Below are 23969 nucleotides of genomic sequence, written 5' to 3'. Positions count from 1 at the left end.
TCGAGCGCGCTGAAACGCATGCAACGCGGAAAGGGGGCCGCCGCCCTCAGCCCTGCGGCGCTGACACGGGATGGTGGTAGGTGAACTGCTGCGCGGTCGGGGTGTAGCCGAGCTTGCGGTACAGCTTGTCGGCGCCGGTGGGGGAGTCGGCATCGACCTGCAGCTCTGCGGTGGTGAACCCGGCGGCGCGGTACGTCTCCTGGAACACGGTCAGCAGGCTGGAAGCGGCGCCGAGGCCGCGCGCGTCCCCGCTGACCCCGAGGTATTCGGCGTGCGCCGTGGTCCCGTCGGCCGAGGATCCCGTGATGAGGGCGCCGACGATGCCGCGCTCCGGGTGCTCCGCAACGAAATCGAGGTCCCATGCGTGGCCGGCGAGCATCTCGACCCGCTCCTCGAACTCCTCGAACGTCTCCCGGTAGTAGTTGAAGTGATCGCGGAACGCGAGCTCGAGGACCCGGTGCAGCTCCTCCTTGTCCTCCTGCGACTCGACCGTGCGGATCACGAGGTCGCCCGAATCGGCGGTGTTCGTGGCGGCGTAGCGCGGGTCGTCCCGCTCGGACTCGGTGGTCGCAGCGGGGCTCAGCGGGATCTGCATGGTCAGCCAGGTGCGGACCTTCTCGAACCCCGCGCGCTCCAGTGCTGCCATGCGCACCGCGTGCTCAGCCTCGACCTCCGCCACCAGCATCGACTCGGCGAGGCCGCGCTCCGCGGAGATCTCCCCGGCGGTCTGCATCAGCCACTGCACCATGACGTCGGCGACCGCGTCGGCCGACGGGTGCGTCGGATCGATGGCCCACACCGCGTTGATGCGACCGGCCGCGCGGTCCTGCGCGATCGCCCAGCCGACGGGGTCCGGTCCCGCCTGGATCGACGCTTCGTCCGCGACCTCCGGGGCATCGCCGGCGTACACGAACATCGTGTGGTGGCGGGATTCGAACTTGTTGAGGCTCTCGGTGACGTCGATGGTGTGCGAGCCGGCGCTCAGTCGTGCGACGCGGGCGCAGGCCTCGCGGGCGGCGTCAGTGCCGGCGGTGTCAGGATCGATCGGTCGGACAGTGATGGCCGGTGCAGCGTTGGTCATGGTCTCCAGGGTACCGAGAAGGGTGCCCGGGCAGTCCGGGAGGGCGGTCGGCCGGGACCGAATTCGGGCAGCGGTGTCCGACGACCCGGTCGGTCACCCCGGCTCAGCCCGCTGCCACCACGGACCCCGTCGGCCCCGTTCCGGCGCCGCTGAGCTGGCGTCAGTTGTGGGTGCGCAGCGGCAGCTGCTTGACGAACAGCGACAGGATCAGTGCCAGCACCGCGAACGGGACGGCAGCCATGAACACGGAGTGCATTGCATCGCCCATGCCGGCCTGGATGGCCTCCACCAGCGGCGCCGGCATGTGGGACAGCGCCCCCGGGTCCAGCACGGCGTTGGATTCGCCGCCGGCGGGCACACCACCGGATTCGGCGAGCTTCTCCTTCAGCGGTGCGGGCAGCTCCGCGATCCGCTTCTGAATCGACGGTTCGGTGTTCGCGGCGAGGACGGAGCCGAGCACGGCGATGCCGACCGTGGATCCGACATTGCGGAAGAACTGCACCGACGAGGTCGCCACGCCGAGGTCCGTCTGCGCGACCGCGTTCTGCACCACCAGCATGTAGGTCTGCATCGACATGCCCAGTCCGATCCCGATCACGCTCATCGCGCCGGTCAGGGCCCACGAGGACGACTGGTGGTCCAGCAGGGTCAGCAGGATGTAGCCGACGAGCATGGTTGCCGCGCCGCCGATGAGGATCATCTTGTAGCGGCCGATCTTCGTGATCACGAGGCCCATCACGATGGAGGACAGCACCAGGGCGATGTTCAGCGGAATGAGGATGGCGCCGGACTCCGTGGCGGACACCCCGAGGGATGCCTGCGCGAACACGGGGATGTAGATGATGGCGCCGAACATGGCGACAGCGATCGCGAAGCTCGCCAGGATCGACACCGCCACCACCCGGTTCGCGAGGATCCTCAGCGGGATCAGCGGGGAGGGCACGCGCAGCTCGATGAGGACGAACACGATCAGCAGGGCCGCAGCCGCGGCGTACATGCCGAGGATGACGGGGCTGGTCCACGGATGCTGCGAGCCGCCCCAGGAGGTGGCGAGCAGGGCGAGTACGAGGCCTGGAATCAGGGTCGCCATGCCCCAGTAGTCGATGGGGGAGCGGTCACCGCGGTGGTCGAGGTGCATGTAGCGGATGATGAACCAGAGGGCGAGAGCGCCGAGTGGCAGCGTCATGTAGAACAGCCAGCGCCAGCCGAGGGCGTCGGTGATGACGCCGCCGAGCAGTGGGCCGGCGATGGAGGAGATGCCGAAGGTGGCGCCCATCAGGCCCTGGTACTTGCCGCGCTGGCGCGGCGGGATGATGTCGCCGATGATCGTCTGCGACAGCGGCATGAGGGTGCCCATGCCGATGCCCTGCACGGCGCGCGCGAAGACGAGGAACCAGAAGTTCTGGGATGCGCCGGCGAGGATCGAGCCCAGCAGGAACACTACGAGCCCCCCGATGTAGAAGGCGCGGCGGCCGAAGATATCCGAGAATTTGCCGACGATCGGCACCGCGACCGCGCTCGCCAGCATGGCGGAGGTCGCGATCCACGAGTAGTGCTCCATGCCGTGCAGCTCAGCGACGATCCGGGGGAGGGCGGGGCCCACGATGGTCTGGGAGATCGACGCCACGAACATGCCGAGCATGAGGCCGGCGAAGATGAGCTTGCCGCTGCGGTCCAGGCCGGTGAACTCCACGGGCGCCGGGGCGTGTTCGATCTGTTCGGGGGTCAGCGCCGGCATGTCCGAGGTGGTGGTGCCGCTGATGGTGCCGCTCGCGCGGACGGCGCTGCCGGTGACGGCGCCCCTGTCCATAGGTGCGTTCATCGAAGTCCTTCTGTTAGGGGGGGGATCGGCGGAGGGTCTGAGTGAACGTGCGATCCGAACGCCTCCAACCCTACGGTTATTGCAGTCACTGCACAATTGCACTGCGTGCAGGCCTTGTGTGACACTGACCAAATGGACGCCCAGAACCCGTCGGTCGACGGATGTCGCCCCGCCCCGAGCCTGCGGGAGCGGAAGAAGGAGCAGGCGCGCGCAGCGATGCACCGCGCCGCCCTTGAGCTCACCTCCGAGCACGGCAGCACCTGCATCACCGTGGAGCAGATCGCCGATCGGGCAGGGGTGTCCCCGCGCACCTTCTTCAACTACTGGCACACGAAGGAACAGGCGATCCTCGGGCACGACCCGCACCGCATCGCCCACCTCGGCACGCTGCTGCGGGAGCGCCCGGGCGACGAGGCTCCCGAGGACTCCATGATCGTGCTCAGCCGTGCGTATATCGACACGGCACCGAACGATCCGGAGCTGCAGGAGATGCGCCGCGCGGTGCTCAAGCGCGAGCCCGCGCTCGGTCATCTCTCCATGGATGCCGCCAATGACGTCCAGTGGGAGCTGATCCAGATCATGCATGAGCGACTGCTGGAGCAGTCGCCTGACCTGGGTGATGACGAAGCGTGGCAGCGAGCAGCTCTGGTGGTCCTGCACGCGTTCGCGTCGATCCGGGCGGCGTTCGTCACCGCTATGCGCCAGAACGTCTCGGTCGCAGAAGCGCTGGAGTCGATCGAAGCGGTGCGCGCCGCCATCATTCAGGAGCGCGCCTGAGCCGTCTTCGCAACAATGGTGCGCAGAATGCACCGTGATAGTCCCGTGATAATGTTGTAGCCGACTGTTCATGTTCCGTTGACCCACTTGTTGTGTAAACGTGACTATGTGTGAGTGGTTGCAGCTGCTCGGAAGGATCGCGCGAAAAGGTCTTCCTGCCTGGGGCTTTGCCGGGCCTAGGTGCAGTCTGAGTGTGCTCGACCGTGGAGTATGCATAATTCACGCGTACGTGACAATTCCTACAGGAAAGCGCGTTCGACCCTGAAAGATTCCAGGTCGTGATCAGGAAGCGGTGTGTACATTCTTTTTCGGAAGCGCCGGTTGGTGCTGGGCCGCGGTGTCGCACCGATCGTCGCCGGGCCGCTACGATTACCGAGGGAAGGAATCCTCATGACTTTCAAGGGCAACATCAACGAACTGCAGAGCGCCGAGGTCGTCGACTCCACCGGCGACAAGCTGGGCAAGGTCGGCCAGCTGTACCTCACCGATGGTTCACAGGAGCCGTCGTGGGTGACCGTCAACCTGGGTCTCTTCGGCAGCAAGGAGACCTTCATTCCGCTGGCTGACGCCAAGTTCGACAACGGCGTCATCACCGTTCCCTACGAGAAGTCCTTCATCAAGGATGCTCCGAACGTGGAGGACGACGGCAAGATCGACCACAAGGAAGAGGAAGAGCTCTACCGCTACTACGGCGTCGCCGGTCACGGCGCTGCCGGCCAGGGCGGTCGCCGCGACAACGACCTCGATCGCGAAGCCGGTGTCGCCGGCGGCGCCGGCCATGATCGCCGCGACAACGACCTCGACCGCGAAGCCGGTGTCGACGGCGGCGTCGGCCACGACCGCCGCGATGCTGCTGACCACGACCGCCGCGATGCCGCTGACCAGGACCGTCGCGATGTCGCTGACCGCGACCGCGCCGACGTCAACGACGCCGACGGTGTCACCCTGCACGCCGAGCGCGCTGAGGTCGGCACCGAGCGCAAGGAGACCGGCCAGGCCCGCCTGCGCAAGTACGTGGTCGAGGAGACCGAGCAGGTCGAGGTCCCGGTTCGTCGCGAAGAGGTCGTCCTCGAGCGCGAGCCCGGCAGTGGTAAGACCGGCGGCACCGTCGGCGGCGGCACCGACGAGGATGTCACTGTGACCCTTCACGAGGAGCGCCCGGTCGTCTCCAAGGAGACCGTGGAGACTGAGAAGGTCCGTCTCGGCACCAAGACCGTTGAGGACACCGAGACCGTCAACACCACCGTTGCTCACGAAGAGGTCGACCTCGAGACCGGCGAGCAGCGCGGCGACGTCACGGGCGACAAGCGCGACCTGAACAACGACGGCAAGCGCGACATCTGATGGCACTGACGCGCCCCTGAGCGCATATGAAGAAGCGCCCCACCGGACGGGAAGTCCGGTGGGGCGCTTCGTGTGGTCGGGGAATCACCAGCTGCCGAGCTTCATGACCTGTCTCTGCGGATTGGCGGTGACAGTGGCGGACCAGCCGTTGGTCGTTGTGAACGTGCCGGTGTGTGCGACCCACCAGGTGACCGAGCTTCCGGGGCAGTAGCGGTTGCTGGGGCTGAAGTGCACGCGCAGACTGGTGGTCGCCCAGCTGGGAACCCGCTGGCCTTCGTTTGCGGTCACCGTCTTCTGCGTGGCGGTGCCGCGCCAGGAGAAGGTGAAGGCGCTGTAGCGGCGCCCGTCTGACAGGGTCACGGCCCTCAGGTCGGTGAGTCGCCAGTAGGGGGCGTCCCGGGAGTCGATGGTCACCCCATTGTTCTGTGCCGAGGTGTTCACCATGCCGAACGGGTAGTACAGGATAGTGGTCACGTTCGTTGCGGTGGGGTCCACGGTGGGGGAGAGGTCGGTGGTCTCCGTGCCGTCGATGACCATTCTCCGGTTGAACACGGAGAAGCCGTACGCGGCCGTATTCCTGTTGTTGACCATGTTGGAGTACCGCAGCTGGGTGGCACAGCAATTGCCGTAGTTGTCCCAGGTGTAGCTGTACATGCTCGACCAGGAGGTGGACAGGTCGTACCTGGGCTGGGCGCCGCTTTTGGCATATGCCGGCGCGGCAGTCGCGACGGCGACGACGGGGCTGGCCCACGCCGCACCTCGCATGAGTGCCCGGCGGCGGATTCGTGGCTCAGTGGTCGGGGGTGTGGACATGGTGCCTCCTGGCGGGAATGGTGGTGCGGTGCAACGCCCTCACCATATTCACCGACCGACCGGAAAAGAAGGTTGCCCGCCTTGGTGGTCGGGCGCTCGGTGGTCAGCAGAGCAGAACCCCAGGTCAGAGGGACAGGACGATCGCATGAAGGTTTTGAGTTCGGTCGAAGGAGACTCCCGTGGGTCCCAGGCGCGAGGAGGGCCCGCACTGCCGCAGCAGCACGGGCCCTCCGTTGCAGGACGTCCGTCGGACTCGCCCCACCGTTCCCGGCGGGACGGTCATGCGGTCACTTGCGCCCCTGGTTCGCGACCGCTTCGGCGGCCTTTCGGGCGGCTTCGGCGTCGAGGTACTCGCCGCCGCGGACCGTCGGCCGGAAGTCCTCATCCAGCGTGTACACCAGCGGCTGGCCGGTGGGGATGTTGAGGCCGGCGATGTCCTCATCGGAGATGCCGTCCAGGTACTTCACGAGGGCGCGCAGGGAGTTGCCGTGCGCGGCGACCAGCACGGTCTTCCCGTCGGCGAGGTCCGGCTTGATGCTGGACTCCCAATACGGCAGGAAGCGGTCGATGACCTGCTTGAGCGCCTCCGCGTGAGGCATCTCGTCACCGAGGCCCTGGTAGCGGGGGTCGTTGTCCTGCGCGAACTCGCTGTCCGCTTCGATGTTCGGCGGGGGAGTGTCGAAGGATCGGCGCCATGCCATGAACTGCTCCTCGCCGTACTTCTCCAGCGTCTCCGCCTTGTTCAGGCCCTGCAGGGCGCCGTAGTGGCGCTCGTTGAGGCGCCAGTCGCGCTTCACGGGGATCCAGTGGCGGTCGGCCTCATTGAGCGCCAGGTTCGCGGTGGAGATGGCGCGGCGCAGCAGGGAGGTGTGCACAACGTCCGGGAGCAGGCCGGCCTCCTTGATGAGGCGGCCGCCGTTGACGGCCTCCTTCTCACCCTGGGCGGTGAGGGGGACGTCCACCCAACCGGTGAACAGGTTCTTCTCGTTCCAGTCGCTCTGGCCGTGGCGGAGCAGAATCAATGTGTGGGTCATGCCCCGCAGTCTACCGGCGCACCCTCAAGCCTCCACGAGGATCGTCACCGGTCCGTCGTTCACCAGGGACACCTGCATATGTGCCCCGAACTCGCCCTCCGCCACGGTGAGGCCCCGGGAGCGCAGCTCCTCGACCACCCGCGCCACCAGCGGCTCGGCGACCGGGCCGGGCGCCGCCTGGTTCCACGACGGCCGGCGGCCCTTGCGGACGTCCGCGTACAGGGTGAACTGTGAGACCACCAGGATCGGGGCGTCCAGATCGGTCGCGGACTTCTCACCGGAGAGGATCCGCAGCTCCGCGATCTTCCGGGCAATGGTCTGCGCCTGCTCCTCGCCGTCGTCATGGGTGACGCCGAGCAGGACCAGCAGGCCTTCGGAGTCGATCCGGGAGTGGTCGCGGCGCTCTCCGGTGTCGTCGTCGAGCACGGCGACGGACGCGGAGCTCACTCGCTGCAGAACTGCGCGCATCGGTGGTCCTTCCTCAGCCTTGGCGGTGCTGGTCGAACGTGGTGGGGTTCGGCAGGTGGGACGGCTGTGGCACCCGTCGGCGGTTCCACGGCGCCCTGACCGGCGTCGGCGGGGACAGTGTGGGGCGCCGCCACAGAGAGTGCTCGTCCTGTTCGTCGGCGCGGTTGGCGGTGGCCGCGAGGTGGATCTCCATCGCGCTGGGCTGGGGGACCGGCGCCATCGGGATTGTGGGGTCGTGGTGGAAGTCCGCGGCCGACGGGCCCTGCCCGTCCGCCGATTCCTGCACGCCCTCGTCCATCGCCTGCCGGGTGTCGGTGGTCGGCGCACCGGAGGACAGCACCTCCGATTCGAGCTCCGCGGGTGGTTCGACCGGTGGGACGGCGGTGGAGGGGTCGATGATGAGACCTCCCGGCATGGGGCCGGTGTAGCGGCGGCCCTGTTCGGAGACCTCCACCCAGGTCTCCGCCACGCGCACCATCGCTTCGGTGGCGACCTCCCAGTCGCGCTCCTGCTGGCGGTGCGGGCCGGTGGCCAGCGACAGCACCACGCCGGCGGCGCGCAGCGCCAGTTCCTGCGGGTCCACGCGGCGCGCGAACACCGGATACCACTGGCGGATCACCCCGGCGACGCGCTCGTGCACGTCCAGCGGGATGCGCTTGAGGTTCGCGTAGTCGGCGAGCACGGAGATGTGGGCGAACATGCAGGCGAGGTCGTCCGCGCGGCGGCCGGGGCCGATGGTGTCGATGTCCAGGACGCCGACCACGCGGCCGCGGTCCACGAACACCTGCGCTTCGTAGAAGTCGCCGTGGACCACATCGGTGGGCTGCTGCCCGATGCGGGACTCAACGCGCGCCAGGCCCGTGGTGATGCGGTGCACGAGCACGTCGAGGCGGTCCTGCAGCTGCGGCATCGAGCTGGCGACCACACCGGCGTAGAAGCCGGCGGACTCGGTCCAGGCCGGGCGGTGGGTGCCGGCGAACATGTGCGAGGGGAACCGGTCGAGCAGGGCGATGAGGTCCTCCGCAGAGCAGGCCTCGGGGCCGTCCTCCACGAGGGCCTGCGCGAGGACGGTGCCGGGCAGTTCGGCGAGGACCACGAGACCGGAGCGGTGGGCGAGGACCTGCGGGACCGGGACGCCGGCGCGCAGCAGCTCGTTGTGCTGGGCGACCACTTCGCCGGAGGTGTGCGGCTGCATCACCTTGAGGTACACGGTGCGGTCCGCGAGCGCGGCCTTGAGGACGGCGCGGCGGCCGGGCCGGTAGGAGACGACCTCCACGGGGATGGGGGTGCCTGGGGCGTATCCGGTGGGGATGCCGAGGTCGATGAGGGTGCGATGCAGTACGTCGGGGTAGCAGACGTGCTGGAGGGCGGGCAGCCACGGGTCGTGCGGGTAGCGCCAGACGCGGACGTTCATGTCGCCGTCGGTCATGACGAGGGACTGCTCGGGGCTGAGGACGTTCTTCTCCGCTTCGCCGATGTGGGCAGCGACGCCGAACAGTTCGTCGCGGGGTTCGGCGTCGGCGCCGTCGAGCTTCGGCCAGCGCACGCGGGTGCGGAACAGGGCCTTGGTGGAGCGGGAGGGTCGGTGGTCCACCTGGTCGAGGGACCAGGAGTCGAGGATGCCGCCGGCGTTGGTGACGGCCGCCTCCAGAACGCTGCCGGCTTGGGGACTCGTCAGCAGTTCCGAACCGTCCAGAGAGAGAACCATGGGGGCTATTCTGGCAGGCTTTCATCCGTGCCGCCTACGATGGCGGGCATGAGCTCTGACAATGACCTGAAGCTGTCCGCACCGAAGCCGGAGCTGGGCGGCAATCTGCTCGGCCCCGAGCCCACTCTGCTGCCCGAGGACGGCCCCGATGAGGCCGTGTCGCAGGCGTTCGGTGAGGGCCGTGACCTGCGCGCCATTGCGGCGGAGCACCCCACGTCATCGCTCGCGTGGGCGATGCTGGCGGACGAGTCGATGCTCGACGGTGATGTGGTCGCCGCCTACGCCTTCGCCCGGGTGGGCTACCATCGTGGGCTCGATGCGCTGCGCCGCGCTGGGTGGCGGGGGCAGGGCCCGGTGCCGGCGGACCATGCCCCGAACCGCGGGTTCCTGCAGTGCCTGGTGATCCTCGGCCGCGCCGCCGAGATGATCGGTGAGGACGATGAAGTGGCCCGCATCAACGACTTCATCCGTGACTGCGACCCGAGCCTGGTGGCTCCTGCGGAGGGCGGCTGCTGCGGCGGCGCCTGCTGCTCCTGACCGCTGCCTGCGCGGCGTCCCTGCCGCCTGACCCTGTGCCGACGGCCGTTCACCCTGTGGGGTGGGCGGCCGTTCGTCGTCCCGGCGGGCCGACGGATGCCGGGCCATGATGGTTGCGTTCCTATCTAGATAGGTTTCATACTGAGTGGGTGAACGAATCCGTCCGCCCCTCGAAGCGGGCAGCAGAGCCCGCAGCTCCCGCAGCCCCTGCCGCACCGGGCGCCGCGGTGCCCCCCGTGGTCCCGCAGGCCTGGGCGCGCGCCGTCATGCCCACCGCGATCCTCGCGTGCCTCACCGCCGAGGACCTCCACGGGTACGCCCTCGCGCTGCGGCTGGACGAGCGGGGTCTCGGCAAGCCGAAGGGCGGTTCGCTCTACCCCGTCCTCGCCCGCCTGGAGGCCGACGGGTGCATCACCGCCACCTGGGTCGACGGCGACGCCGGCCCCGGCCGCAAGCAGTACGCCATCACCGCGGCAGGCCGCGACCGGCTCGCCGATGAGCGCGCCGCCTGGACCGCGGTCCGATCCGCCATCGCCCCGCACAGCACAGGGCAGGACAGCGATCAGCACGAAGGAGAGGACTCATGAGCACCAGTGGCGACGACCGCAGCCCCGAGGGCGCCGGGTGGGCCGCACGCGCCGAATTCGCCCTCGTCATGCGCCACGAAGCGGACGCTGATGCCGCTGACGCGGCGATTCAGCGAGCCCTGCGCGACATCGACGGCTCCGGCCAGAGCGCTGACGACGCCCTCGGCGATCCCGACGAGTGGGCGGACGCCCAAGCAGCGCAGTGGCGGGAGGACGCCGCCCCCGTGTTCGAAGCCGGCCCCACCGTGGACCTGCGCACCTTCCTCATCGGCGTCCCCGCCGGTGCGACCGTGCTGTCCGTCCTCTTCTTCGTGGTGGAGCTGATCCAGGACGGACTGCGCATGCAGCACTCCCTGATGTCGGTGCTGTTCCCCTTCCTGCTGTCCGTGCTCATGCTCATCCTCATCGCCGTGTACGAACGGATCGAAGCGAGGGCCGGGATGCTGATCGCGGGCGCGGTCTGCGTGGTGCTGGGCCTCGCAGGCGCGAGTCTCATCGCCCTGGCCGCCGCGTTCGGCAACATCGGCTTCGGTGAGGCCTCCACTTTCTGGGGCCTGGCGCTGGTCGCCGGATACGCCCTGCTCACCGCGGTGGTCTCCGCCGTTGTGCTCACCCTCATCCCTGCGCCGGAGAGCCGATCCGCGGCAGCGGCGCCCGTCGGCCCCCTCAGCGATGCCGATTGGGAGAAGCGCTTCCTCGCCGCTGCCCGCCGGCGCCGCTCCGTGCGGGAGGCGCAGCGCACGCAGGCGCTCGCGGAGGCCCGCACCCACGTTGCCGAGACCGGGGCATCGATGCAGGAGGAGTTCGGCAGTCCGGAGGGCTACGCGCAGCGTCTGATCGAAGAGCCCGGCCTCGCGAAGCGGCGCACATCCCTGATCCGGTTCATCGCGCTGCTCGGCATCGGCGGGGTCCTCATCTCCACGGCGTTCAGCGACGGTTCCCCGTCGGTGGGGGAGTGGGTCTTCATCGGACTGTGGGTGCTGCTGGTGGTGCTGGGCGTCGGGGAGCAGATCCGTCACCGTCGGGAGGCTCGTGAGGGAAAGGACAAGGGAGCGACCGGTAGACTGCAGGAGTGAGCGGGGCTCGCAGCACAGTGCCGGTGCACGTGCAGCGGTCGGCCCCGCCGTTTCGTGTGTGCGTTAGGAGTTCTCATGCCCGCCATTGTGATCGTCGGAGCCCAGTGGGGCGACGAAGGAAAGGGCAAGGCCACCGACCTGCTCGGTGAGCGCGTCGACTACGTCGTCAAACCCAACGGCGGCAACAACGCCGGCCACACCGTGGTGGTGGGCGGTGAGAAGTTCGAGCTGAAGCTCCTGCCCGCCGGCATCCTCTCCGAGAACGCCACCCCCGTCATCGGCAACGGCGTGGTGGTCAACCTCGAAGCGCTCTTCGAGGAGATCGACGCCCTCCAGTCCCGCGGCGTGGACACCTCCCGCCTGCGCATCAGCGCCAACGCCCACATCGTGGCGCCCTACCACCAGACCATCGACAAGGTCAGCGAACGGTTCCTCGGCAAGCGCGCCATCGGCACCACCGGCCGCGGCATCGGCCCCACCTACATGGACAAAGTGGGGCGCCTCGGCATCCGCGTGCAGGACCTGTTCGACGCCTCGATCCTCCGCCAGAAGGTCGAAGGCGCCCTTCACCAGAAGAACGAACTGCTGGTGAAGCTGTTCAACCGCCGCGCGGTGGACGCCGATGAGATCACCGAGCAGCTGCTGAGCTACGCCGAGCGCCTGCGTCCCATGGTCCTGGACACCACCATCATGCTCAACGACGCCCTCGACAAGGGCGAGGTGGTGCTGATGGAGGGCGGCCAGGCCACGTACCTGGACGTCGACCACGGCACCTACCCGTTCGTGACGTCCTCGAACCCGACCTCCGGCGGCGCCTGCGTCGGCTCCGGAGTGGGCCCCACCCGCGTGGACCGCGTCATCGGCATCGTCAAGGCGTACACCACCCGCGTGGGCGCCGGCCCGTTCCCCACCGAACTGTTCGACGAGTGGGGTGAGTTCCTGCAGACCACCGGCGGTGAGGTGGGCGTCAACACCGGTCGCCCCCGCCGCTGCGGCTGGTACGACTCCCTCATGATCCGCCACGCCGTCCGCATCAACGGCTTCACCGACATCGTCCTCACCAAGCTCGACGTCCTCACCGGCATCGAGGAGATCCCCCTGTGCATCGGCTACGAGGTCGACGGGGAGGTCCACCACGACATGCCGATGACCCAGACTGAGTTCCACCACGCCCAGCCCGTGTACGAGACGATGCCGGGCTGGACTGAGGACATCACCGGCGCCCTCACCTTCGAGGACCTGCCCCAGAACGCGCAGAACTATGTCAAGCGCCTCGAAGAGCTCGCCGGCTGCCGCATCTCCGCCATCGGTGTGGGGCCCGGCCGCGAAGCCACCATCCAGGTGCACCCGCTGCTGCCGGAACCCGTCGGCGAAGGGAGCTGAGTGGCACCCCCTCGCCCCATCCCCATCGACACCGGCACAGCCGCCCTGCGCGGCTGGCTGACCGAGCGCGAGAATGCGACCCGCACCGATCGCGCCACCGCGGTCCGCTTCACCCTGCAGGTCCTCGCCGAGGAGCACCCCGGCCGGTCGGTCGAGCTGCGCGTCCCGCCGTTCGGCGCCGTCCAGCTGATCGCCGGCACCACCCACACCCGCGGCACCCCGCCGGCCGTGGTGGAGATGACTGCCGAGACCTGGCTGCGCCTCGCCACCGGGGAGCTGTCCTGGGCCGACGGATGCGCGCCCGGCGGGGGCATCACCGCATCCGGTGAGCGCTCGAACCTCGCCGACGTCCTGCCCGTCCCGATCGCCCGCCGCACCGCCCGCGCCCACGCTGCTGACACCGGCGCCGCCGACGCAGGCCGCACCGATGCCGGCGCCGCCGACGCGGCGGGGGAGGGGCCCCGATGACCGACCCGCTCGCCGATGCCCTCGACCACACGCCCGAGCGCGCCCGCGTGCAGCTGGAGATCGCCGTCCAGGACCTGACCGGCCTCGTGGTCGCCGCCCACGGCGGCGCCGACCGCGTGGAGCTCTGCGTGGACCTGGAGGCCGACGGGCTCACCCCGCCGATCGACCTGACCCGCGCCGCTGTCGCCCTCGCCGACGACCTGGTCGCCTCCCGCGACGCCCGGCCCCACTTCGGCGTGCACGTGCTCGTGCGCTCGCGGCCCGGCTCGTTCGTCTACAGCGCCGACGAGATCGAGCAGATGCGCGCCCAGGCCGTTGAGGCGGTCCGGGCCGGGGCGCACGGCATCGTCATCGGCGCCCTCACCGGCAGAGCTGATGCGACCAACAGTGCTGACTCGGCCGGCAGCGCTGAGCCGGCGCTCGACATGGACGCCCTCACCATCTGGCGCGACGCGGCGCTCGCCGAAGCACAGGCCCAGGGCCGCAGCCTGCAGCTCACCTGCCACCGCGCCATCGACCGCCTCACGGACGCGGCCCGCATCGCCGCCGTCACCGACCTGTTCGCTGCCGGCTTCCACCGCATCCTCACCTCCGGCGGCGCCGACCGCGCCCCCGACGGGACCGACTGCCTGCGCGCCATGGTGGAGCAGGCCGAGGACCTGATCGACATCCAGGCCGGCGCCGGCATCCGCGCCGCAACCACCCGCGACCTGCTGCAGGCCACCGGAGTGCCCGCCGTGCACCTGTCCGCCCGCGGCACCGAACCACAGGAACTGACCGACGTGCCGGCAGCGCTGCGCGCACTGCTGAAGGCCGACGGACGCAGCGCAACCGCGCCCACCACCCTGACCGACCCCGCGCAGGTGCGCGCCATCGCCGACCTGCTCGACCTCTGAGTGCCGCAGCCACAGCTGCTGAGCGCCCACCACCAGACAGAAGAAGGATCCATGAACTCCCACGCCGCTGACACCCCCGACAACCGCCCCACCGAGCAGCAGCCCCACACCGCCGAGGACGGCACGATCGACCACGGCGGCGACGTCATCCTCGTGCGCCGCGGCCGCCGCCTCAACCTCGGCGGCGCCGTGGTCATCGCCCTGCTCATCGGCGCCCTCGTCGGCCTCGTCTGGGGACTCATCGCTCGCGTGGACTCCCTCAACACCCTGATGCTCGGCGTGCTCAACGGCGCCCTGTTCATCGGCGGCGCCCTCGCCCTCATCGCCGTCATCATCGACATGATCATGGACAAGCGCACCCAGCGCGGCAGCGCCGAACCTCGCCGGGCCGGCACCCGTCGGCCCTGAATGACCACCGCGTGCGCCCGTCATGCATAATGGATGGGTGACACGCGGTGATGGACAGCTCTCGCACGACCTTCTGCCCGGCGATCGGCGCCCCCAGGACGAATGCGGGGTCTTCGGAGTATTCGCCCCCGGCGAGGACGTCTCGACTCTGACCTACTTCGGTCTCTACGCCCTGCAACACCGAGGCCAGGAGTCAACAGGAATCGCCACCTCCACCGGTGAGCAGATCCTCGTCTACAAGGACATGGGGCTCGTCTCCCAAGTGTTCGACGACGGCACCCTGAAGTCCCTCACCGGCCATATTGCGATCGGCCACACCCGCTACGCCACCACCGGCGCTTCCGAATGGGTCAACGCCCAGCCCACCCTCGGGCCCCGGCCCAACGGCACGGTCGCCCTCGCCCACAACGGCAACCTCGTCAACACCGGTGAACTGGTCCGCCTGCTCGAAGAGCACCAGGCCGGCGCCAAGGCCATCGGAGAGATCTCCAAGGGCAACACCACCGACACCGCCGTCGTCACCGCCCTGCTCAACCGCCCCGGCACGATGCATCAGGCGATCCGCGAAGTCATGCCGATGATCCGCGGCGCCTACTGCTTCGTGATGATGACCGAGGACTCCCTGTTCGCCTGCCGCGACCCCCAGGGTGTGCGGCCGCTCGTCCTCGGGCGCCTCGAGCGCGGCTGGGTCGTCGCCTCCGAAACGGCAGCGCTGGACATCGTCGGCGCCAGCTTCGTGCGCGAAGTGCGCCCCGGCGAAATGATCTGGATCAACGCGCAGGGCCTGCACAGCGAACAGGTGATGGAGCCGAAGCCCAAGGGGTGCGTGTTCGAATACGTGTACCTCGCCCGCCCCGACACCCGCATCGCCGGCCGCTCCGTCAACGAATCCCGCATCGAAATGGGCCGCCAGCTCGCCCGCGAGCACAAGGTCGATGCGGACCTCGTCATCCCCACCCCGGAGTCCGGCACCCCCGCGGCTATCGGCTACGCGCAGGAGTCCGGCATCCCCTACGGCCAGGGCATGGTGAAGAACGCCTACGTGGGCCGCACCTTCATCCAGCCCACGCAGACGCTCCGCCAGCTCGGCATCCGCCTCAAGCTCAACCCGCTGAAGGAGATGATCGACGGCAAGCGCCTCGTGGTCATCGACGACTCCATCGTGCGCGGCAACACCCAGCGCGCCGTGGTGCGCATGCTGCGCGAGGCCGGCGCCACCGAGGTGCACGTGCGGATCTCCGCGCCGCCCGTGCGCTGGCCCTGCTACTACGGCATCGACTTCGCGTCCCGCGCCGAACTGATCGCCAACGGACTCGACACCGAGGACATCGCCCGCTCCATCGGCGCCGACTCCCTCGGCTACATCAGCTACGACGGCATGATCGCCGCCACCGAACAGCCGCGCGAGACCCTGTGCTCCGCATGCTTCACCGGTGACTATCCCATCCCGCTGCCCGAGGCGCTCTCCACCGACCACGAGCAGCTCGACATCACGGAGGCAGAGACCGGATCATGAACGACAGCGTCACCTACGCCAGCGCCGGCGTCGACATCCACGCGGGCGACCGCGCCGTTGAGCTTATGAAGAGCGCCATCGCCAAGACCCACGGCGACACCGTCCTCGGCGGCGTCGGCGGCTTCGCCGGCCTGGTGGACGTCAGCGAGCTCAAGGACTACCGCCGCCCCCTCCTTGCCTCCTCGACCGACGGGGTCGGCACCAAGCTCGCCATCGCCCAGGGCCTCGACATCCACGACACCATCGGCCGCGACCTCGTCGCCATGGTCGTGGACGACATCGTCGTCTCCGGCGCCAAGCCCCTGGCGATGACCGACTACATCGCCTGCGGAAAAGTGGTCCCCGAGAAGATCGCCGACATCGTCCGCGGCGTCGCCGAAGGCTGCCAGCTCGCCCAGACCCCGCTGGTGGGCGGCGAAACCGCCGAGCACCCCGGTGTGATGGCCGAGGACGACTACGACGTCGCCGGCGCCGCCGTCGGTGTGGTCGAAGCCGACCAGATGCTCAGCGCCGACCGGGTCCAGGCCGGTGACGTGGTCATCGGCATGGACGCCTCCGGTCTCCACTCCAACGGCTACTCCCTGGTCCGCGCCGTCGTCGCCAGCGCCGGGAAGAAGTTCGAGGACCACATCGACGACTTCGGCCGCACCCTCGGTGAGGAGCTGCTGGAGCCCACCCGCATCTACTCCGCGGACATGCTCGCGCTGCTCGCCGAGCTCGGCTGCGAGAAGCTGCACGCCCTCAGCCACATCACCGGCGGTGGCCTCGCGGCGAACGTGGCGCGCGTGATCCCGACGGACCTCTCGGTGCGGATCGACCGCTCCAGCTGGGCGCCCGCCCCGGTGTTCCACCAGGTGCAGGCGTGGGGCCGGGTGCCGCTGCTGGACCTGGAAGCGACCCTCAACATGGGCCTCGGCATGGTCGCCGTCGTCTCCGCTGACGCTGCTGATGACGCCCTCGCCTGCCTGCAGCGCCTCGGTGTCGGCTCCCGCGTGGTCGGTGAGGTCATGGCCGCATCCGACCTGCCCGGCACCTCCACCGAGAGCGATTCACTCACCCAGGGCGCGAAGGGCGTCGACGGGGGAGCGGTGCTGATCACCGGGGACTACGCCTCCCAGTGACGGCCAGCCCCTCGGCGGTGACGGCGGCTGCACCCGCCTCGGTGAGGGTGCGGCGCCGCAGCGAGTGGGTGCTTAAGACGATGACGGGCGGATTCCCATCCGCCCGTCAGCACCTGGTTCGGTGACTGCGTCATCGTCGAGTGGCTGTGCGCTCACTCGTCGGAGTACTTCTCAGCCCACTGTTCGGGATACTCGTCATCGTCGTCATCACTCCATGACGACTGGGACTGCTGACCGGACAGCTCGCGCTGCAGCGCGGAGAAGTCGGTTTCCGGGCTGTAGTACTTGAGGTCCCGAGCAATCTTGGCCTGCTTGGCTTTCTGACGGCCACGACCCATAGGTAAGACCCCCTGTGCGTCGACGAATCGGGCTGCTGCCCCCGGGAATTGATAGTTACGCTCACCAAGGGTACCCCGTGGTACCTGGATACGCGTAATCACCGTGACAGGAAGCTGGGAGTCAGCCGGACGATCGCCGATCACCAGGGCGCCATTGTGTGAGCTGCGTCATCCGATCCGGGGGCCTCCGATCACGGTTCAGTTACGGAATCGCCTTCACGGCATCTTCGCAAAGAAAAATTTTCAGTTCTGACCTGGGTTTACGATAGAACTGAGACAAAACCAATGGTCAGGCGCCTTCCACGGTGTCCTAGAGTTGGACATGTCGGACCGTGCGACCCATGGTTCGGCTCGTTCCCATCCCCCCGTGGTGAACGACCCACACAATAACGGAGGTGCTGAGCCATGCCGCATACCCAGGAGGGCGTGGACGGACTGCTGACCCCATCAGAGGTGGCGAAGCTGTTCCGCGTTGATCCCAAGACTGTCACGCGGTGGGCGCAGGCCGGCAAGCTGTCGGCCATTCGCACGCTCGGTGGTCACCGGCGCTACCGCCGCGGCGAGGTGGAAGCTCTGCTGCGCGACCAGGCCGGCTGAACCGCGCGCTGAACGCGCCGTCATCGAAGCCGCACACGGATCACCATCGGATGATCTGCTGTGCGGCTTCGTCATTCGCGGGCAGGGCCCGCACCCGTCGGCAGCAGCAGAGCGCCGACAGCCGCCGGGAACAGCGTCTGCGTGATCGTCATCAGCAGGACCGCCGCGGCGGCCCCGGAGGCGTCGGCACCCAGGGCCACGAGGGCCCCGGTCATGCTGGTCTCCACCACGCCGAGTCCGCTCGGGGTCAGCGGCACGAGGGTCAGCAGACGGCCCAGAGCGAACACCGCCGCGGCCTCCAGCACCGTCACGTCCAGACCGAACGCACTCGTGCACAGCGCCGCGAACGCCGCCGCCTGCAGGATGCGGGCCAGCAGCGGCAGCCACACCGCGGCGCCGCCGCCGGCGCGGGCGATCCGCAGGGACTCATCGTGCATCGCGGCCCCGTCGGCCGTGAAGTCCACGGAGCTGCGCCCGAACCCCTCGGAGAAGCCCTGTTCAATGCCCTGGGCGCGCTCCAGCAGCGCCGCGACGACCCGTCGGTTCACAGCCAGTGCGCCCACCGCGGCCAGCAGGACCAGCCCCAGCACCGCCCCGACGGCGAGGGCCGCGGCCGTGCCGCCGGTGATGCGGGCGGAGGCCGCGAGCAGTGCCGCACCGATCACGGGCAGCGCGATCGAGGTGAGGATGTCCGCGGCGGAGGCCACCGCGGTGCCCGCCGCAATCACCGAGCGGCGCAGGCCCGCGGTGCGCATGCGGGTGACGATCAGCGTCACCGCCAGGGTCGAGCCCAGCGGCACCACAGCGGACAGAGCGCCGGCGGCCGTGTTCGTGCGCAGCGCCGGCCCGAACGCGACGCCGGGGAAGCATCGGCGGAACCCTGCGGTGTCGATCAGAGCCGCCAGAGCCGCCACCACCAGCAGCGCGCCCACCCACAGAGGGCTGGTGGAGGTCAGGGACGACAGGATCTCGGGCCAGCCGGAGCGCGCGGCGCGGGGGATCAGGACGAGCACGATCAGCGCCGTCAGCGCGAGGGACAGCACGGCGACGACGACCCTCCACAGCGGGGGTCGAGCAGTGACATCGGGCTCAGTCATCGTGGTCATTCTTGCACGCGCCGCACCCGAGACTTTAAATGTCGCACCCCCTCAGTACAGTGGGAGCCATGGCTACAGTCACCACCATTCTCGTTCTGCTCCACGTCATCTGCTGGGCCGCCGCGTTCGGCATCTGGGTCGCCGCGGCGAAGACCCGCCAGCCCAACCCGGGCATGGCGCACGCCTCCGCCGGCGCCGCCGTGTTCGGCGCTCTCGCCATGGTCACCGCGGTCATGGCCGGCATGCAGGTGGACCACATGATCCTCGGCATCAAGCTGCTGATCGCGGTCCTCGTGGCCGTTGCCGCGTTCATCGCCATCAAGCAGCGTGAGAACACCAGCAGCGCCCTCTGGTTCGCCATCCCGGTGGGCCTCGTGATCAACATGATCCTCGGCGTCGCGTTCCTCTGACATGTCGCTGTTCGACGACTTCTCGCTGCCCGAATCCTTCCGCCGCCTGGAAGGGGTGAAGGCCGACGGGGACCGGGACAACCCCGAGACCCCGTCGGATGCCCCTGCCTCCGCGGGTGACTCGTTCGCTCCGGAGGAGGACTCGTTCCCGCCGGAGGACGCGTTTCCGCCGGAGAGCGAGCACTGGGGCTTCAGCGAAGCGCCGTCGGACTCCGATCTCCCTCCGGACGAGGCGTTCCCGCCCGAAGGCGATCCGGTGATGCCGCCCGAGATCGATATCGCGCCGATTCCCGATGACGTTCCGGAGCGGCAGCTGCACCGAGGTGCGCCCGCCTGGGGTGCCGCCGATGCGGGCGCTGTCGAGGAGATCGTGGCCGGTCTCAACGAGCCGCAGCGCCTGGCCGTGGAGCACCGCGGGTCCCCGCTGCTGATCGTGGCCGGCGCCGGCTCCGGCAAGACCCGCGTCCTCACCCGGCGCATTGCGCACCTGCTGCGCACCGGCACCGCCCTGCCCGGGGAGATCCTCGCGATCACCTTCACCAACAAGGCCGCCGCCGAGATGAAGGAGCGCGTGGAGGCGCTGATCGGCCCGGCCGGCCGGTCCATGTGGGTGTCCACGTTCCACTCCGCCTGCGTGCGGATCCTGCGCCGCGAAGCACAGGCCGCGGGTCTGAAGTCCACGTTCACGATCTATGACTCGCAGGACTCCCTGCGCCTGATCACGAACATCGCCAAGGACATGGGCCTGGACTCCAAGAAGATGCCGCCGCGCCCGTTCGCGAACAAGATCTCCTCGCTGAAGAACGAGCTGATCACCGCCGAACAGTTCGCGGAGGAGGCGAAGGACTCCCGCAACGAGTTCGACCGCACCATCGCCTCGATCTACACCACCTACACCGAGCGCCTCCGCCTGGCGAACGCGGTCGACTTCGATGACCTGATCGGCCTCACCGTCGCGGTTCTGCGCGACAACCCGGGAGTGCGCGACAACTACCGCCGGCGCTTCCGCCACGTCATGGTGGACGAATACCAGGACACCAACCACGCCCAGTACGAACTGGTGCGACAGCTCGTGGGCGATGACCCGCACGCCGACCTCACCGTGGTGGGCGACTCCGATCAGTCCATCTATGCGTTCCGCGGCGCCACCATCCGGAACATCATCGAGTTCGAAGAGGACTTCCCGACCGCGCGCACCATCGTGCTGGAGCAGAACTATCGGTCCACGCAGACCATCCTCTCCGCCGCGAACTCCGTGATCAGCGAGAACACCGGCCGCCGCGCCAAGCGCCTGTGGACCGACCAGGGCGACGGCCCCAAGATCACCGTGTACGTCGCCGATGACGAAGCCGCCGAAGCCCGCTACATCACCCGCCAGATCGACTCCCTCATCGACGACGGCCGCAAGGCCGGCGACATCGCGATCTTCTACCGCGCCAACGCCCAGTCCCGCGCCCTCGAGGATCAGCTGATGCGCGTCGGCCTGCCGTACAAGGTCATCGGCGGCACCCGCTTCTACGAGCGCCGCGAAATCAAGGACGCCATCGCCTACCTGCGGGTCCTGTCCAACCCGGCCGACGAGATCAACCTCCGCCGCATCCTCAACGTCCCCAAGCGCGGCATCGGCGACCGCGCCGAAGGCGCCGTCCTCGCCTTCGCCGAACAGGAGCGCATCGCGTTCAGCGAAGCCCTCGACCGGGCCGACGAAGCCCCCGGCATCGCCACCCGCTCCCTCTCCGCCATCCGGAAGTTCACGGCCATGATGGCGGGGCTGCGGGACAAGCTCGCGCAGGGGGAGGGGCCCGCCGACCTCCTCGAATCGATCCTCGCCGACTCCGGGTACGACGACGCCCTGCGCTCCTCCACCGACCCGCAGGACGAGTCCCGCCTGGAGAACCTCGCCGAACTGATCGCCGTGGCCGGCGAGTTCGAAGCCGACCAGGCCGCCGCCGAAGCCGCCGCCTCCGAATTCGACGGCGACGACGACACCGGCACCGCGGGCGACGGCACCGGAGGCGAGGGCGCGGCGGGTGCCGGCACCGATGCGGACGGCACGACCGCCGGGCCGGACGACCCGGCGGGCGGCATGGTCGAACAGTTCCTCGAGAAGGTGTCACTGGTCGCCGACGCCGACCAGATCCCCGACGGTGAGGACCAGTTCGTCACCCTCATGACGCTGCACACCGCGAAGGGACTCGAGTTCCCCGTCGTCTTCCTCACCGGCATGGAGGACGGCACCTTCCCGCACTCCCGCACCCTCCACGATCCCACCGAACTGGAGGAGGAGCGCCGCCTCGCCTACGTCGGCATCACTCGTGCACGCGAGCGGCTGTTCATCACCCGCGCCCAGATGCGCGCCGCCTGGGGCCAGCCCCAGTTCTTCCCCGCCTCCCGCTTCCTCGACGAAGTGCCCGAGGACCTCCTCGACGTGGTCCGCGCCGGCTCCACCACCGGCGGCTTCAGCGGCGGCTGGGGCGGCTCCTCCTGGAGCGACGACTGGGACAGCACGGGCAGCACGGGATCCGGCTACGGCTCCGCAGGGGCGAAGCGCGGCCCCTCCGTCACCGGCGTCGGCGTCGGCGGAGGGCGCCGCAGCGTGTCCCGCCCCTCGTTCGGAACCGGGCGGGCGGCGAAGAAGGCCAGCGAGCTGCCCGCGCTCGCCGTCGGCGACCGCGTCACCCACGACTCCTTCGGCATGGGCACCGTCTCCGAGGTCACCGGCCAGGGCGAGAAGACCCAGGTCACCGTGCAGTTCCGCGACCCGCACGGCACCAAGCGCCTGCTGCTGCGATACGCCCCCATCACGAAGCTCTGACACTCCCAGCGGGGGACCTTGTGCCTCAAACGGGGCGCCGCACCGCCCCTACTCTGGGGGAGCGGCCACCCCTCCGGCCGCCCCCGCTGAGAAAAGGAGCAGATGCGTGCGAATCGGCGTCCCCAACGAAGCGGCGGAAGGCGGCACACTCGTCGCCGCCACCCCCGCCACCGTCAAGAAACTCATCGGCCTCGGCTACGAGGTCGCCGTCCAGACCAGAGCCGGCGTCCCCGCCGCCTTCCCCGACACCGCCTACACCGACGCAGGCGCCCACATCGTCGGCGACGACGTCTGGACCAGCGACATCGTCCTCGCCCTCGACGCACCCCGCGGTGACCGCATCACCGCCATGGCGCCCGGATCCACCCTCATCACCCGCATGGCGCCCGGCCGCAGCCCCGAACTGATCGACCTGCTCGCCGAACGCAACATCACCGGCCTCGCCGTCGACGCCGTCCCGCGCATCTCCCGCGCCCAGTCGATGGACGTCCTCAGCTCCATGGCCAACATCGCCGGATACCGCGCCGTCGTCGAAGCAGCCTCCCGCTTCGGCCGCCTCTTCACCGGCCAGATCACCGCCGCCGGCCAGATGCCGCCCGCCACCGTGTACGTCATCGGCGCCGGTGTCGCCGGCCTCGCAGCCATCGGCACCGCCAACTCCATGGGCGCCATCGTCAAAGCCACCGACCTCCGGCCCGAAACCGCCGAACAGGTCGAATCCATGGGCGCCGAATTCGTCGCCATCCCCGCCGCCACCGAGAAATCAGCCGACGGGTACGCGAAGGAGATGACCGAGGACCAGGCCCGCGCCGCCGCGAAGCTCTACGCCGAACAGTCCGCGCAGGCCGACATCGTCATCACCACCGCCAACATCCCCGGACGCACCGCGCCCATCCTGCTGACCGCAGCCGATGTCGCCGCCATGAAGCCCGGCTCCGTCATCGTCGACATGGCCGCAGCCAACGGCGGCAACTGCGAACTCACCCGGCCCGGCGAAATCCACACCACCGACGGCGGCGTCCACATCATCGGCTACACCGACCTCGCCAGCCGCCTGCCCGGCCAGTCCTCCCAGCTGTACGGCCAGAACCTGGTGAACCTCCTCGCCCTCACCACCCCCGGCAAGGACGGGCAGCTCACCCTCGACCTCGAGGACGAGATCGTCCGCTCCATCACCGTCACCCAGGCGCGCCCGGAACCCGTCGGCCCCGCCGACGTCCTCTGGCCACCGCCCCCGGTGACCGTGTCCGCCGCGCCGGTCACGGCGCCCACCCCCGAACCGGAATCCGTGGACGAGCAGGCCCTCGCCGCCGAAGCGTCCCGCAAGCGCACCCTGCAGCGCCTCTGGATGAGTGCCGCCGGCATCCTCGGCGCCGCGCTCGTGCTCGCGTCTCCGCTCGCGGTCGCGCAGGACTACATGGTGCTGCTGCTCGCCGTGGTCGTCGGCTTCTACGTCATCACCGCGGTCACGCACTCCCTGCACACCCCGCTGATGAGTGAGACCAACGCCGTCTCCGGCATCGTCCTGGTCGGTGCGATCCTCCAGGTCGGGTCCTCGAACATCGCCGTCACGATCCTCGCCTTCCTCGCGATCGTCGTGGCATCCATCAACATCTTCGGCGGCTTCGCGGTCACCCACCGCATGCTCGCCATGTTCCGAACGGAGGCCTGAG

Annotated in this window: 23 protein-coding genes; 15 read left to right on the top strand and 8 right to left on the bottom strand. The window is 69.2% G+C overall.

The window, feature by feature from the left end; translation table 11 throughout:
- Positions 1–46: 46 nt before the first annotated feature.
- Both MHY20_RS00310 and MHY20_RS00305 read right to left on the bottom strand, forming a co-directional pair.
- Complete coding sequence (locus MHY20_RS00310; RefSeq protein WP_183375840.1) at positions 47–1081, bottom strand: GNAT family N-acetyltransferase; 1035 nt, start codon at positions 1079–1081, stop codon at positions 47–49.
- A gap of 160 nt (positions 1082–1241) precedes the next feature.
- Positions 1242–2903 (bottom strand): MDR family MFS transporter, encoded by a 1662-nt coding sequence (locus MHY20_RS00305; RefSeq protein ID WP_239373718.1) that lies wholly within the window; start codon positions 2901–2903, stop codon positions 1242–1244.
- 132 nt (positions 2904–3035) lie between these two features.
- On the opposite strand from MHY20_RS00305, the gene MHY20_RS00300 reads away from it, so the two are divergent.
- Positions 3036–3680 carry a TetR/AcrR family transcriptional regulator gene (locus MHY20_RS00300; protein WP_239373715.1) on the top strand — a complete coding sequence of 215 codons (645 nt, stop codon included), beginning with the start codon at positions 3036–3038 and terminating at the stop codon, positions 3678–3680.
- A 390-nt stretch (positions 3681–4070) separates the two neighbouring features.
- A complete protein-coding gene (locus MHY20_RS00295) occupies positions 4071–5024 on the top strand; it encodes a PRC and DUF2382 domain-containing protein (protein WP_239373712.1) in 954 nt (317 codons plus the stop codon).
- Between the two features lie 84 nt (positions 5025–5108).
- Here MHY20_RS00295 and MHY20_RS00290 read toward each other — a convergent pair whose 3' ends face one another.
- The 4 genes from MHY20_RS00290 to MHY20_RS00275 all read right to left on the bottom strand — a co-directional run bounded on the left by MHY20_RS00290 (position 5109) and on the right by MHY20_RS00275 (position 9047).
- Complete coding sequence (locus MHY20_RS00290; protein ID WP_239373709.1) at positions 5109–5837, bottom strand: hypothetical protein; 729 nt, start codon at positions 5835–5837, stop codon at positions 5109–5111.
- Positions 5838–6124: 287 nt separating this feature from the next.
- Positions 6125–6871, bottom strand: coding sequence for a phosphoglyceromutase (locus tag MHY20_RS00285; RefSeq protein WP_239373706.1), 747 nt, complete (start codon positions 6869–6871; stop codon positions 6125–6127).
- 24 nt (positions 6872–6895) lie between these two features.
- Positions 6896–7339 carry a D-aminoacyl-tRNA deacylase gene (gene dtd / locus MHY20_RS00280; RefSeq protein WP_239373703.1) on the bottom strand — a complete coding sequence of 148 codons (444 nt, stop codon included), beginning with the start codon at positions 7337–7339 and terminating at the stop codon, positions 6896–6898.
- A 13-nt stretch (positions 7340–7352) separates the two neighbouring features.
- A complete protein-coding gene (locus MHY20_RS00275) occupies positions 7353–9047 on the bottom strand; it encodes a phosphotransferase (protein WP_239373700.1) in 1695 nt (564 codons plus the stop codon).
- A gap of 48 nt (positions 9048–9095) precedes the next feature.
- Here MHY20_RS00275 and MHY20_RS00270 point away from each other — a divergent pair, with 48 nt between their 5' ends.
- From MHY20_RS00270 to purM, 9 genes are all read left to right on the top strand, one after another.
- Positions 9096–9584, top strand: coding sequence for a DUF3151 domain-containing protein (locus MHY20_RS00270; RefSeq protein ID WP_183375832.1), 489 nt, complete (start codon positions 9096–9098; stop codon positions 9582–9584).
- A 149-nt stretch (positions 9585–9733) separates the two neighbouring features.
- Positions 9734–10171, top strand: coding sequence for a PadR family transcriptional regulator (locus tag MHY20_RS00265; RefSeq protein WP_239373698.1), 438 nt, complete (start codon positions 9734–9736; stop codon positions 10169–10171).
- The gene (locus MHY20_RS00260; RefSeq protein WP_239373696.1) at positions 10168–11247 is read left to right on the top strand and encodes a hypothetical protein; all 1080 of its coding nucleotides are present in this window, start codon (positions 10168–10170) and stop codon (positions 11245–11247) included. The genes MHY20_RS00265 and MHY20_RS00260 overlap by 4 nt, the downstream gene beginning before the upstream one ends.
- A 75-nt stretch (positions 11248–11322) precedes the next feature.
- Complete coding sequence (locus tag MHY20_RS00255; protein ID WP_239373694.1) at positions 11323–12630, top strand: adenylosuccinate synthase; 1308 nt, start codon at positions 11323–11325, stop codon at positions 12628–12630.
- Positions 12631–13098 (top strand): sterol carrier family protein, encoded by a 468-nt coding sequence (locus tag MHY20_RS00250; protein ID WP_343217715.1) that lies wholly within the window; start codon positions 12631–12633, stop codon positions 13096–13098. It begins immediately after the preceding gene.
- Positions 13095–13994, top strand: coding sequence for a copper homeostasis protein CutC (locus tag MHY20_RS00245; RefSeq protein ID WP_239373692.1), 900 nt, complete (start codon positions 13095–13097; stop codon positions 13992–13994). Before MHY20_RS00250 ends, MHY20_RS00245 begins: the two co-directional genes overlap by 4 nt.
- Positions 13995–14045: 51 nt before the next feature.
- Positions 14046–14402: a hypothetical protein gene (locus tag MHY20_RS00240; protein WP_183375823.1), complete on the top strand. Its 357-nt coding sequence runs from the start codon at positions 14046–14048 to the stop codon at positions 14400–14402.
- A gap of 37 nt (positions 14403–14439) precedes the next feature.
- Positions 14440–15918 carry an amidophosphoribosyltransferase gene (gene purF / locus MHY20_RS00235; RefSeq protein ID WP_239373690.1) on the top strand — a complete coding sequence of 493 codons (1479 nt, stop codon included), beginning with the start codon at positions 14440–14442 and terminating at the stop codon, positions 15916–15918.
- A complete protein-coding gene (purM, locus tag MHY20_RS00230) occupies positions 15915–17039 on the top strand; it encodes a phosphoribosylformylglycinamidine cyclo-ligase (RefSeq protein WP_239373688.1) in 1125 nt (374 codons plus the stop codon). Before purF ends, purM begins: the two co-directional genes overlap by 4 nt.
- A 152-nt stretch (positions 17040–17191) precedes the next feature.
- Here purM and MHY20_RS00225 read toward each other — a convergent pair whose 3' ends face one another.
- Entirely contained in the window at positions 17192–17377 is a 186-nt protein-coding gene (locus tag MHY20_RS00225; RefSeq protein ID WP_183375817.1) for a DUF3073 domain-containing protein, read from the bottom strand.
- Between the two features lie 405 nt (positions 17378–17782).
- Between MHY20_RS00225 and MHY20_RS00220 the strand changes: the two genes are divergently transcribed.
- On the top strand, positions 17783–17974 hold the full coding sequence (locus MHY20_RS00220; protein ID WP_239373686.1) for a BldC family transcriptional regulator: 192 nt from the start codon (positions 17783–17785) through the stop codon (positions 17972–17974).
- Positions 17975–18045: 71 nt separating this feature from the next.
- Here the strand turns inward: MHY20_RS00220 and MHY20_RS00215 are convergent, their stop codons facing one another.
- The gene (locus MHY20_RS00215; protein ID WP_239373683.1) at positions 18046–19071 is read right to left on the bottom strand and encodes a flippase-like domain-containing protein; all 1026 of its coding nucleotides are present in this window, start codon (positions 19069–19071) and stop codon (positions 18046–18048) included.
- A gap of 68 nt (positions 19072–19139) precedes the next feature.
- On the opposite strand from MHY20_RS00215, the gene MHY20_RS00210 reads away from it, so the two are divergent.
- From MHY20_RS00210 to MHY20_RS00200, 3 genes are all read left to right on the top strand, one after another.
- Complete coding sequence (locus tag MHY20_RS00210; RefSeq protein WP_183375811.1) at positions 19140–19481, top strand: hypothetical protein; 342 nt, start codon at positions 19140–19142, stop codon at positions 19479–19481.
- Position 19482: 1 nt separating this feature from the next.
- Positions 19483–22296, top strand: a complete 2814-nt coding sequence (locus MHY20_RS00205; protein ID WP_183375809.1) for a UvrD-helicase domain-containing protein — start codon at positions 19483–19485, stop codon at positions 22294–22296.
- A 106-nt stretch (positions 22297–22402) separates the two neighbouring features.
- Positions 22403–23968 carry a Re/Si-specific NAD(P)(+) transhydrogenase subunit alpha gene (locus tag MHY20_RS00200; RefSeq protein WP_239373680.1) on the top strand — a complete coding sequence of 522 codons (1566 nt, stop codon included), beginning with the start codon at positions 22403–22405 and terminating at the stop codon, positions 23966–23968.
- Position 23969 lies beyond the last annotated feature (1 nt).

The organism is Helcobacillus sp. ACRRO (assembly GCF_022347125.1).
Classification (GTDB): Bacteria; Actinomycetota; Actinomycetes; order Actinomycetales; family Dermabacteraceae; genus Helcobacillus; species Helcobacillus massiliensis.
This window is presented reverse-complemented; position numbering and strand designations above follow the sequence as displayed.

What these genes read in the sequence shown, in the direction of transcription:
- MHY20_RS00310 (WP_183375840.1), bottom strand. Translation starts at nt 1,081, where the DNA reads ATGACCAACGCTGCACCGGCCATCACTGTCCGACCGATCGATCCTGAC.
- MHY20_RS00305 (WP_239373718.1), bottom strand. Translation starts at nt 2,903, where the DNA reads ATGAACGCACCTATGGACAGGGGCGCCGTCACCGGCAGCGCCGTCCGC.
- MHY20_RS00300 (WP_239373715.1), top strand. Translation starts at nt 3,036, where the DNA reads ATGGACGCCCAGAACCCGTCGGTCGACGGATGTCGCCCCGCCCCGAGC.
- MHY20_RS00295 (WP_239373712.1), top strand. Translation starts at nt 4,071, where the DNA reads ATGACTTTCAAGGGCAACATCAACGAACTGCAGAGCGCCGAGGTCGTC.
- MHY20_RS00290 (WP_239373709.1), bottom strand. Translation starts at nt 5,837, where the DNA reads ATGTCCACACCCCCGACCACTGAGCCACGAATCCGCCGCCGGGCACTC.
- MHY20_RS00285 (WP_239373706.1), bottom strand. Translation starts at nt 6,871, where the DNA reads ATGACCCACACATTGATTCTGCTCCGCCACGGCCAGAGCGACTGGAAC.
- dtd (WP_239373703.1), bottom strand. Translation starts at nt 7,339, where the DNA reads ATGCGCGCAGTTCTGCAGCGAGTGAGCTCCGCGTCCGTCGCCGTGCTC.
- MHY20_RS00275 (WP_239373700.1), bottom strand. Translation starts at nt 9,047, where the DNA reads ATGGTTCTCTCTCTGGACGGTTCGGAACTGCTGACGAGTCCCCAAGCC.
- MHY20_RS00270 (WP_183375832.1), top strand. Translation starts at nt 9,096, where the DNA reads ATGAGCTCTGACAATGACCTGAAGCTGTCCGCACCGAAGCCGGAGCTG.
- MHY20_RS00260 (WP_239373696.1), top strand. Translation starts at nt 10,168, where the DNA reads ATGAGCACCAGTGGCGACGACCGCAGCCCCGAGGGCGCCGGGTGGGCC.
- MHY20_RS00255 (WP_239373694.1), top strand. Translation starts at nt 11,323, where the DNA reads ATGCCCGCCATTGTGATCGTCGGAGCCCAGTGGGGCGACGAAGGAAAG.
- MHY20_RS00245 (WP_239373692.1), top strand. Translation starts at nt 13,095, where the DNA reads ATGACCGACCCGCTCGCCGATGCCCTCGACCACACGCCCGAGCGCGCC.
- MHY20_RS00240 (WP_183375823.1), top strand. Translation starts at nt 14,046, where the DNA reads ATGAACTCCCACGCCGCTGACACCCCCGACAACCGCCCCACCGAGCAG.
- purM (WP_239373688.1), top strand. Translation starts at nt 15,915, where the DNA reads ATGAACGACAGCGTCACCTACGCCAGCGCCGGCGTCGACATCCACGCG.
- MHY20_RS00225 (WP_183375817.1), bottom strand. Translation starts at nt 17,377, where the DNA reads ATGGGTCGTGGCCGTCAGAAAGCCAAGCAGGCCAAGATTGCTCGGGAC.
- MHY20_RS00220 (WP_239373686.1), top strand. Translation starts at nt 17,783, where the DNA reads ATGCCGCATACCCAGGAGGGCGTGGACGGACTGCTGACCCCATCAGAG.
- MHY20_RS00215 (WP_239373683.1), bottom strand. Translation starts at nt 19,071, where the DNA reads ATGACTGAGCCCGATGTCACTGCTCGACCCCCGCTGTGGAGGGTCGTC.
- MHY20_RS00210 (WP_183375811.1), top strand. Translation starts at nt 19,140, where the DNA reads ATGGCTACAGTCACCACCATTCTCGTTCTGCTCCACGTCATCTGCTGG.
- MHY20_RS00205 (WP_183375809.1), top strand. Translation starts at nt 19,483, where the DNA reads ATGTCGCTGTTCGACGACTTCTCGCTGCCCGAATCCTTCCGCCGCCTG.